General features: G+C 56.3%; 2 protein-coding genes. Both read right to left on the bottom strand.

Annotated elements, in window-relative coordinates; genetic code table 11:
- Positions 1 to 470: 470 nt before the first annotated feature.
- Positions 471 to 1,841, bottom strand: coding sequence for an amidohydrolase (locus tag BM323_RS23535; protein ID WP_008102029.1), 1,371 nt, complete (start codon positions 1,839 to 1,841; stop codon positions 471 to 473).
- 106 nt (positions 1,842 to 1,947) lie between these two features.
- Complete coding sequence (locus BM323_RS23530) at positions 1,948 to 10,545, bottom strand: glycoside hydrolase family 94 protein (RefSeq protein ID WP_008102027.1); 8,598 nt, start codon at positions 10,543 to 10,545, stop codon at positions 1,948 to 1,950.
- Positions 10,546 to 10,673: the final 128 nt, after the last annotated feature.

Here is a 10,673-nt window from a genome sequence, read left to right as displayed (position 1 = left end):
CACGAACGAATTTGTCTCAGAACGGGCATGAGCCCGGTGGAATACCGGGCATCAAAAGAGATGTAAAATGTGTCCAGGTTTTGGGGTTCAGTGCATGGCCGCGCCCTCTGCACTCCCGGGCCCTGCGCCAGCCCAACCCGCCGCTACGCGGTACCTTCACTCATTCACGATTCCTGACGGACCGGTGTCGATTCGCTCCTGCTCAGCGCCACCTCTCGCCGCATCCATGCGGCTCGCCCTGGAATCCCTCATTCGCTCAGCGGGTTAGGATGTCGCCTCAACACCCGCGCTGCAGCGACTATGCATTTTCCTGACTCACCATCGCTACAAATCCCGTAGGGTTGCCATTCATGGCAACCTGGCGCGCATGAAGGCGAACCCGACGGAAAAATAATCGGGCACTAATTTGGTTGCGGTGAAAAGGTCAAAAGAGCGCGATAAATCGCGCCGCTACGGTATTTGCATGATGTCTACATCTTCGCCAATCCACCAAATGTCTGCTTACCGTTATAGAACGTCGCCATCACCGGCGCGATATGCGCAACGGCTTCCGCAGAACAGCTGGCTTTAACCAGCATCATGGTGGCGTGATCCTGCGCTTTCGGCCATTGCTGCTCGCCGTGGCTATTCAGCGGCAGCACTTCGTTAGTAGCGATACCTAACGCGCGGCTGAGCGAATACTCATCCGGCCCACGATAGAGCTGCGAATAGACGTTGGCTTTTTCCAGCATGCTGCCGCTGCCAAACGGCTGCCAGTGATCGGCGATGGTGTCAGTGCCCGACCACACCGGCACGCCAGCGGCGCGCAGCTGCGGCAACGGCATGATCACCCGGCCAATTGGCACGGTGGTGGCGATGTTAAATTGCTGCTCTTTCAGTTCCTCAATCATCGCCGCCAACTCGTTACCCTGTAACGTACCCAGCGCGAAAGCGTGGCTGATGGTCACCTTGCCTTTGAGTTGCGGATTGTCACGCACTGTTTTCAGCATGTAGCGAATCGCCGCCACGCCGTGCGGTTCGGTTTCGTGCAGATGAATATCGATGGGAGCGGCGAAATCGAGCGCGATGCTAAACATGGTATCCAGCGACTTCTCCATCGCGCCGTCAACGTTGGTCGGATCCAGCCCGCCGACATAGTTCGCGCCCATCTTCATCGCTTCGCGCATCATGCCTTCGATGTTTGAGCGCAGTAATCCGTGCTGCGGGAAGGCGACAATTTCGGCGTGAAAATCGTCGCGATGGTTAGCAATCGCCTGCTGCAGATGCTCGAGACCTTGTAACTTGCTGACCGGATCGATGTTGCAATGGCTGCGTGCGGAGCTGCTGCCTTTCGATTGCAGCAGACCAATCAGTTTCTCGGCACGGATTTCAGAAGTCGGCACCAGTTCGGGCAGGATCTGCTCTTCCTGGTGAATCATATCGATCACGCTATGACGCGGCAGCGGGGCACGCCAGCCTTCGCCGTAAAAGGTTTTATCGAGATGGATGTGCATATCGCGCGTGGCGGGCAGCAGCAGATAACCGGCGGCGTCCCATGCGGGCAAATTAAGCCTGACGCCTGCGGGATGCACTACGGCAATATTTCCGGCATTCACTTCGACATCATACAAACCGGTGCGCGTGGCGGTAATAACATCCTGTTTGCGGATAAAGGCTTCTTCCAGTCGCACATTGCGCAGCAGATAGTGTGTGGCATCCACGCGGCTGGCATTGGCGGGTTGGCAGGTTGCCGCCGCCTGAACGCTGCGGCTCATGCCCGCGCTGAGTAAGGTGCCTGCGGCGGTGAGTTTCATGCCAGCGGAAAGAAAATCCCGGCGATTACCGGGTGATAAGAGGCTCATTAGTCATTCTCCTTGTAGGGGAGAATTACCCTAAAATAGCCGCTGGCAGGGCGCTGCGATATTTTCCACTGCTGGCTATGGTGAAAACTAATGACCGCAGTGATTGCTACTCAGCGAGATGAATTCGTACCTGATAAATCGCAGCTTCACCGCTGAGCGTAATGGCATCATCCGCACTTAGCTCATCATCCAGCCACAGCTGATAAGCGCCTGGCGTACGCAGCATCTCAATCTCATAGCGCGCGTCACCTTCATGATAAATCACCTTCGCGCCCGGCCACGCCTTAGGCAGACGTGGACGCAGTTGCAACTTATCGCCGTGGCGCGTGATGCCGAGCAGGGTCTCGATGATCAGTTGATACGTCCAGCCCGCCGATCCGGTGTACCACGTCCAGCCGCCGCGACCTTGGTGGTTCTCGGCGCTGTAGACATCCGCCGCCATCACGTAAGGTTCGACTTTGTAGGTTGCAACAGCATGCGCATCAAGGCTGTGATTGATCGGATTGATCAGCGCCAGCAATTCCCATGCGCGATCGACCTGGCCCATTTCGGCGAACGCCATAATCGCCCACAGCGCGCCGTGCGTGTATTGCCCACCGTTTTCGCGAATGCCTGGCAGATAACCACGAATGTATCCCGGATTGGGACCGATGCCATTAAACGGCGGCGTCAGCAGCTTGATCAGGCCGTTATCGCTATCAACTAACTGCTGATCGAGCGCCTGCATCGCGGAGATGCATTTATCGTGATCGCCTGCAGCGGAAAGCACCGACCAGCTCTGCGCGATGGCATCAATGCGGCACTCGGCGTTGCGCTGTGAACCCAGGGTTTCGCCGTTATCGAAGTAGCCGCGCAGGAACCATTCACCATCCCAGGCGCGCTGATTCAGTGCCGTTTTCAGCTTTCCAGCCTGCTGTTCGCACAACGTAGCGGCTTCCGCTTGCCCGATACGTGTCGAGAGCGCGGCAAAGCGTGTGAGCACGCTGTAGAGGAAAAAGCCCAGCCAGACGCTCTCGCCTTTGCCAGCAATCCCGACTTCACTCATGCCGTCGTTCCAGTCGCCAGAACCCATCAGCGGCAAACCATGCTCGCCAAATCTCAGACCATGCTGGATGGCACGTAAGCCATGCTGCCACAGGTTTTCCTGCAGCTGACTGACGTTAGGCAGGCTGTAAACCGACTCTTCTTCGGCCACGAGCAGCGGCGCTTCAAGATAGCTAACTGGCTGTTCTAACAGCGCCAAATCCTCAGTGGCAGTGATGTAGTGGCAAAGTGCAAAGGGCAGCCAGAGATAATCATCCGAGCAGCGGGTACGCACGCCGCGTCCGGCGGGTGGATGCCACCAATGCTGCACATCGCCTTCGAGGAACTGACGGGACGCGCACAGCACCAACTGATCGCGCAACAAGTGTGGCGCGGCGTGGGTCAGCGATAGCGTGTCCTGCAACTGATCGCGGAAGCCAAACGCGCCGCCCGACTGATAATAACCGCTGCGTGCCAGCAAACGGCTGGCCAGCGTTTGGTACAGCAGCCAGTTATTCGCCAGTAGGTTCACCGCCGCATCGGGCGTTTGCACCTCGACTTTGTTTAACAGACCGCGCCATTGCTGCTGCACTTTCGCCAGTTCGGCTTCCGCCTGTTCGCTGGGGAGAAATTGCTGCATCAGCGCCAGCGCCGATGTTGTATCTTCCGCCGCGCCTAATACGAATACCAAGGTGCGCGTGTCGCCATCAATTAAGCTGGTCAACGTTTGCAAGGTGGCGCAGGGATCGAGCCCCGCGCCGGTGTTGCCCGATAAGCCACGCGCTTGCATCATCGCGGGTTTACGCGTTGAACCATTGCGGCCCAGACACTCAAGGCGATTACCGCTGAAAGCAATCTGATTGCCAGATGCGGCGAAGAAAGCGGTGCGCGCCGATCCGGCGCTGGTGTACGGATTCATCGCCAGAATGGCGCTGCCATCGGCCACTATCGCCGATGAGGTTTGCACGTGACGAGCAGATTGGCTCATCAGCTCACCCAGCACCCATTCGACGTAACCGGTAATCGACAGATGTCGCGTTTTGCCAGACAGATTGCTCAGCTGGATCAGCGTGATTTTCGCCGCCTGTTCGCCCGCGACGAAGGTGGTGAGCGTGCTGCGAATGCCTTGCTCCTGATGCACAAAGCGGCTGTAACCCATGCCGTGCTGCGTCAGATAATCACCGTTGCCACGCATCGGCAGCGGCATCGGCGACCAGACATCGCCGCTCTCCTCATCGCGCAGATAAAAGGCTTCGCCCGACGTATCGCTGACCGGATCGTTGTGCCACGGCGTCAGGCGGTATTCGTGCGCATTTTCATACCAGGTGTAGGCCTGACCACTTTCCGAGATCACGCTGCCAAACTGTTTATTCGCCAGCACGTTGCACCAGGGCGCGGGCGTCTGAAGATGTGGGGACAGCAGAATGTGATATTCACTGCCATCGACGCTGTAGCCGCCGGTGCCATTGAATAGCTGGAAGGTTTCCGCTGCGGCGAGGCGAGCGGGCGCAGGAAAAGCCTGTTTATGCGGCAGGAAGCGGGAAGGTGGCGCAACCGGCTGCGGTTTTAACAGCACCGTCAGCTGATCGGCCAAACTGCCATTGCGTCCTTCCAGCACCACGGCTGCCACGCTGAGTAACAGCGTGACGTCCTCGGCGGCAAAGTGATCGCTTTGACGCAGGAAGATGCCGCCCGGCTTGTCGGCCAGCAACTGCACCTCGCCGGATGAAATCATCTTGATCAGCTGATTCTGCAACAGCTGCTGATAGCCGCCTTGCTCGCCGTTAAGGATCACCAAATCCGCGGTTAATCCTTTCTGACGCCAGTATTGATGCGCCTTGATCAGATTGCTCACCAGGCTAAGCTGGGTTCCATTTTCGATGCGCACCAGCACGATAGGCAGATCGCCTGAAATGGAGTAGCGCCATAGCGAGGTTTGCCCCAGACGATTCTGCTGCATACGCTGGCTGTCGCCGCGCATTTCAGGGCTGGCAAAGATCACCGCGCTGGCGAGCTGGTTATACAAACTGGCATCTTCGGCGAGGATATTCAGCTGCCGTAGCGCCACCTGACTGTGCGAAGCCGCCATTTCAAATACCCGATTGGCATAGACATTGTTGCGATACTTCTCAATCAACCCAAGGCAGGCGTCACGCTGCGTAGTGACGCCGTATACCAGATCGAGGGTGATAGATTTACCCGGTTTGAGCGCGATTTTCTGGCGAATCGACATCAGTGGATCGAGTACCGCACCGGCGCTACCGCTGAGTACGCCTTCCGCTGAAATAGCCTGCGGATTGGCGGTGGTTCTGCCACGACCAATAAACTGCGCGCGGTCGGTTTCATAATGCGTATCGCGCTCGCTGGTGCCGTGAATCAGCAGGGCGTGGAACATCCATACCGGCTCGGTTTTCTCATCACGCGGGCGGCGATGCGCCAGAATGGCTTCCAGCTCGGTAACAATCTCGGTTTGCACAAACAGATTACTGAACGCCGGATGCGCCATATCGCTGGCGGCGGAGGCGAGCACCACTTCGGCATAGCTGGTGATATCAATCTCACGCAGCTGGCGTGAATGGTTGGTGAGGACGATGCGGCGAATCTCCACATCATCTTCTGGCGACACCACCACATGAGTGTGGGTGCTGAGGGTTTCAGCGCGCGACTCAAACTCAGCGCCAGCATCGGTGAAGCGCGCAATGTGTTGCGGTCGCGCATCGCCGCTCGGCTGGAACGTCGGGCTGATCAACTCGCCGGATTGACGATCGCGGATATAGCAGAAGATGCCGTGTTGATTGCTGGTGCCATCGGCGCGCCAGCGGGTTAACGCCAATCCTTTCCACTGGCTGTAACCGGTGCCGGATTGCGTCACCATCACATGATAATTGGCATTCGACAGCAGCTGCACCTGCGGCAAGTGCGCAGCCGAACCGCTGAACTCACGTAGTTCAGGCGTGTCCGAATGCGGCTTGATCTCGCTGGTGTCAACGAACTGACGACGCGGCGTATACAGCTCAATGTCGTCCGGCACGCGCTCCTGCAGCAGTAAATAAGAAGACTGGAAGCGCGCGCTGGACATAAACCGCGCCACCATCGGTGCTTCATGCAGCAGATGCGAGATCGCCAGAAAACCCATTCCCTGGTGATGCGCCATGTAGGTTTTTACCGCGACAAATTGCTGACCGCGCGCCAGCCGATGTGCGGTGAAATCAAGCGCTTCGTAGAAACCGTATTTGCCGCAGGCACCCATTTTTTTTAGCCGCATCAGGTTGTCGCTGGCCTGATGCGGCAACACCATTAGCGCTAACAGCGAGGCATAGGGTGCAACCACATGGTCATTATTGAGGCCACGTTTTAGCCCCAACTCGGGCGTACCAAAGGCTTTGTATTGATAGTTCTGGTTGTCATCAAAAGCGGCATAGGCCGATTCGGAAACGCCCCACGGAATCTGCGCGGCGTCGCCAGAGGCGATCTGCTGCTTCACCGCCGAGAGCGCCATTTTTTCCAGCAGCGTATCCGGGTAAACCGGCATCACCAGATGAGGCATCAGATACTCAAACATTGAGCCGCTCCACGACATCACCGCAGGTTTGTTATCCAGCTGGGTAAACAGGCGGCCCAGTACGAACCAGCTTTTTACCGGCAGCTGATTGGCAGAGATGGCGTAATAGTGCGTCAGGCGCACTTCGGAGGGGAAGAGATCGTAATGGCCTTTGTCGAGTAGGCCGCTATCGAGGTTGTAACCGACGCTGAGTAGCGCGTTTTTTTCAACATAGAGAAAACGGAAGTCCATTTTAGCGTGATCTTCCAGACGTCCTTCCAGCTCCAGCAAGGTCGCCATGCGTTCTCGCGCGGCCCACATTACGGAAGCGGCGAGCTGGGCATTAAGGCCGGGGCGATGAAGCTTTAATTCACTCAGCCACAGCAACGAGGGTAAAGCGTCAGGCAGCACATCATCCGGCCCGATCCAGCTAAAATAGCGCATCCACTCTTGCTGGAAATCACTGAGCTGATGGATGAAGCGTTCAAACCATTTCACCTGCGACGGCGGCAGCTTGAGCTGTGCCAGCAGAATCTCACTCAGCGCGATCAAGGATGAAAGATGATTGGCAATCGCGGCGGGTGCGACTTGTTGCAGCGCAACAAACTGCTCGGCTAGCTCATCCCAGCGATCGTGACGCTCTGTGCCCATTTGCGCTTTGGCCAGCATCAAGGTGTCATTCAGACCAGCCATGATCACCGGTAAAGCAATTACTGGCAGATGCTTCCACTGCGCAAGGCCCGCTTGCAAAGTGGCGAGGTGCGCAGCGAGGTTGCCGCTATCGACAGTAGAAACGTAGCGTGGATTTAACGGTTTTAGCGTGTAGGTGTCGTACCAGTTGTAGAGATGTCCACGGAAATGCTCCATGCGATCGAGGCTATCCAGCGTGGCGAGCGAACGGCTAATTACCTGCTTCTGCGTGATGTAGCCGAAATCCCACGCGGTTAAATTGGCCAGCAGCGACAGGCCGATATTGGTCGGCGAAGTACGGTGCGCCACCACCGGCTGCAACACTTCCTGGAAGTTATCCGGCGGCAAGTGGTTATGTTCGGCGATGACGAAATCTTCAAACCATGCCCAGGTATGGCGCGCGGTCTGGCGCAAAAACTGCTGCTGCTCGGCGGAGAGTTTTTTCTGCCGCGATTGCGCCGGTTTACTCAACTGCCATAACAGCCACGGCGTCATCAGCCACAGCAAGGAAAGCGGCAGCGCTAACGCGATCAGTTGTGGATTGATCAGCGCGGTTAAAAGTGACAGTGCAACGCCTGCCGCCGGATTAAACCACATCGCCTGATAAAAATGGCGCAGTGACGGCGTGGGCGATGAACTGCCCGCCGACGCGCTTTTCCATTCATGGAGAAACTGCCCGCTGACGTTTAATCGCCACAGCGTGACGATGATTGCTTTTAGCGACCAATAGCTTTCATGCGGCAATGCCGCCAGCGTCAGTCCTGCGCGGCTTAGGCGCATTAACGCGTCTGAGGACAAGATAGAGAGATGATGTTGCCAGGCGCGCTTCTTGCTTTTGCGCATGCCTTCCATGCTCAGCGCAAAAGTGCTCGGCAGCAGCAGGAACAGCGCAATACAGCCGAGCCAAAATGGCGGATTCGCTACCCAAGTGAAGGCCAGAAACATCAGCAGTAGCAAGGCAGGAGCCACCAGGCTACGACGCAGGTTATCGAACAATTTCCAGCGCGAAAGTGCGCTCAGCGGATTGGTCTGATAACCGCCATCCTCAAGACGTACTCGCAGTTTTAACCAGTTCAGCAGTTGCCAGTCACCGCGCACCCAGCGGAAACGCCGCGCGACATCGCTGAGATAGTTATCCGGATAGTGTTCATACAGCACCACATTGCTGACCACGCCGGAACGCGCGTAACAACCTTCCAGCAGATCGTGACTCAGCACCAGATTTTCCGGGCAGGTATTGCGCGTCGCGCGAGTGAAGGCCGCCACATCGTAAATGCCTTTGCCGACAAACGAACCTTCGCCAAACAGATCCTGATAGATATCGGAAGACATCGATGAATAGGCGTCGTTGCCCGGCACGCTGCTTGAAAGCCGCGCGTAGCGGCCTTGTCCAAAGGGCGGGATCTCTTCCGCCAGACGCGGCTGCAGAATGGCGTAGCCTTCCACCACGCGGTTCAGGCGATCGTCAAATACCGGCGCATTAAGTGGATGCGCCATGATGCCAATCAGCTTGTGTGCGGTTTCGCGCGGCAGAATGGTGTCGGCATCAAGCGTGATGACGTATTTCACCGTGCGCATCTGCGCCTGGCTGGCACCTACGATAACGTTAAACATCTCCGCTTCACCTTGCAGCCAGCGATTGAGCGCATGCAGTTTGCCGCGCTTGCGTTCATAACCCATCCAAACGCCCTGCGAAGGATTATGAACCCGGTTGCGATGCAGCAGCGAAAACAGCACGTCGTGGTGCGATTTGCTGCTGTAACGGCGGTTAAGCGCCTGAATTTTCAGCACTGCGTAACCAATGATTTCATCATCATCAACCTGATGTTCGTCCACGCTGTCGGTGAAGTCGGCCAGCAGCGCAAAGGTGATGTTGTCGAGCGCATTGCCGAGATAGCTGGTTTCCAGCGAGCGCAGCAGCGTATCGGTGCCGTGTTTGCTGCTGATCAGGCAAGGGATCACCACCAAGGTGCGATCGCTATCCGGCACCGCCAGCTCATAATCGAGTCGCGGAAGGGGAACCGGATGGCGGGTGCGGGTTGTCACTTCGCTGAGCAGTTGTAATGCGAGCTGGCTGCTGATGATGATCACCGCCGGTACCAGCAACAGCCACAGCACCACCGACATCCCGGCCTGATGGGTGAAAAACAGCGCTTCGGCGCTGAAGGCGGTGGTCAATAAGGTGAGGCTGCCAAGCCAGGAGAGCAGCGGCGTTTGGCTGAGATGATGACGCGCCTGATTGAGCCAGGAGCGGCGCGGCTTTAACTGTTGCTCAAGCTGCGCGCGTCCTTTATCCAGCAAAAAGTAACCAATATGCTGTTGGCGCGGCGGTAATTCGGGCTGATGACTCAGCGCCAGCACCTGATTGGCCACGCTAAGCTCGTCGAATTCGCTCTGACGCGCCAGCTCTTCCACCACGTGTCGGTACTGATCGCGGCTGTCAAAATGCATCTGCGGATAAATGCCGGCAGGATCCTTTAGCAGTAGTTGCTCCACCAAACTGAGTGATTCGACTAAATCCTGCCAGTTGATTTCGCCGAGCTGGCGCAATCCGGCAATGCTGTTACTTACTGAGAGCTGGCTCAGTGCCAACTGACGGTTAAATTGTTCAATCACATCCGCGGTATTGCGCCCGGTATTCAGCAGATGTTGCTCCACCCACGTCAGCGCCAGCGAGTGATTCTGACCATTCAGCTTACGCGCCAGTTCAGCGACGAACGCGCCTGAAAGCTGGTCGTTTTTGTGCGCCATATCGGCAATGACCTGAATCACCCGCGTGGCGTCTTTAGCGGAGTGATGAACGATCTCATTAATCCACGCTTCGGCCTGGCTTCGCTCCTGATGGATCTCGGCAACGCCTTGCGCAATGCGCGCGAGGTTATCGAGCAGCGCAAAACGCAGCATGGCGGGAAGCGCCCACAGTTCTCCCATCAGCAGCGGCGTAGTTCTCTGATAAGCATGAATAAAGGTCGCCAGCACCGTCGATTCTAAGCGGCCGTCGCTGTGACTGATCATCTCATCAGCAATCGCCTGAATACGTAAAGCGTGGGCGGGCTCTTCAAGCGCGGGTAAACCCTGACCAAATTTGGTGGGCAAAAGATGGCGTACCATACGAATTTGTTCTTCGATGATATAAAAATTATCTAAAAGCCACTCGCCAGCCGGCGTCAGATTACGCTTATCACCGGTACTTAATATTTCTGCGCTTTTTATCAGCGCCTGTTCATTTTCAGTCAGCCGCTGCAATAATTTATAACTTTTTTTGGCGTCAGAAAGATGATGCGTCTTTGCCAGTCGCTCGCCATATATTGCCATTTGCTGTTCGGAAAAAACGTCTGGCCGGTTCGCCTGATAGATGCCGCTGTCAGGCAATAATTCAAGACTAGCGCGTGCCGTTGCTGGAAGCGCACTACTGCCGATGATTGATCCGGTGGGAATTTTATTTTTCATAATGGCGTCGCAAAAAATCCAATGGATTATAAAAGTCAGCACTATCAACAGGAAGATTGACGGTATAAGAAAGGGCGAGGGAAATATCTATCTTTTATGAGTATAGCCTTAAAGTGATTTAACGTTTG

The organism is Pantoea sp. YR525 (assembly GCF_900116775.1).
Taxonomy (GTDB): Bacteria; Pseudomonadota; Gammaproteobacteria; order Enterobacterales; family Enterobacteriaceae; genus Pantoea; species Pantoea symbiotica.
Note: the sequence above shows the minus strand (reverse complement) of the source record. Positions and strands in the feature narration are given on the sequence as shown.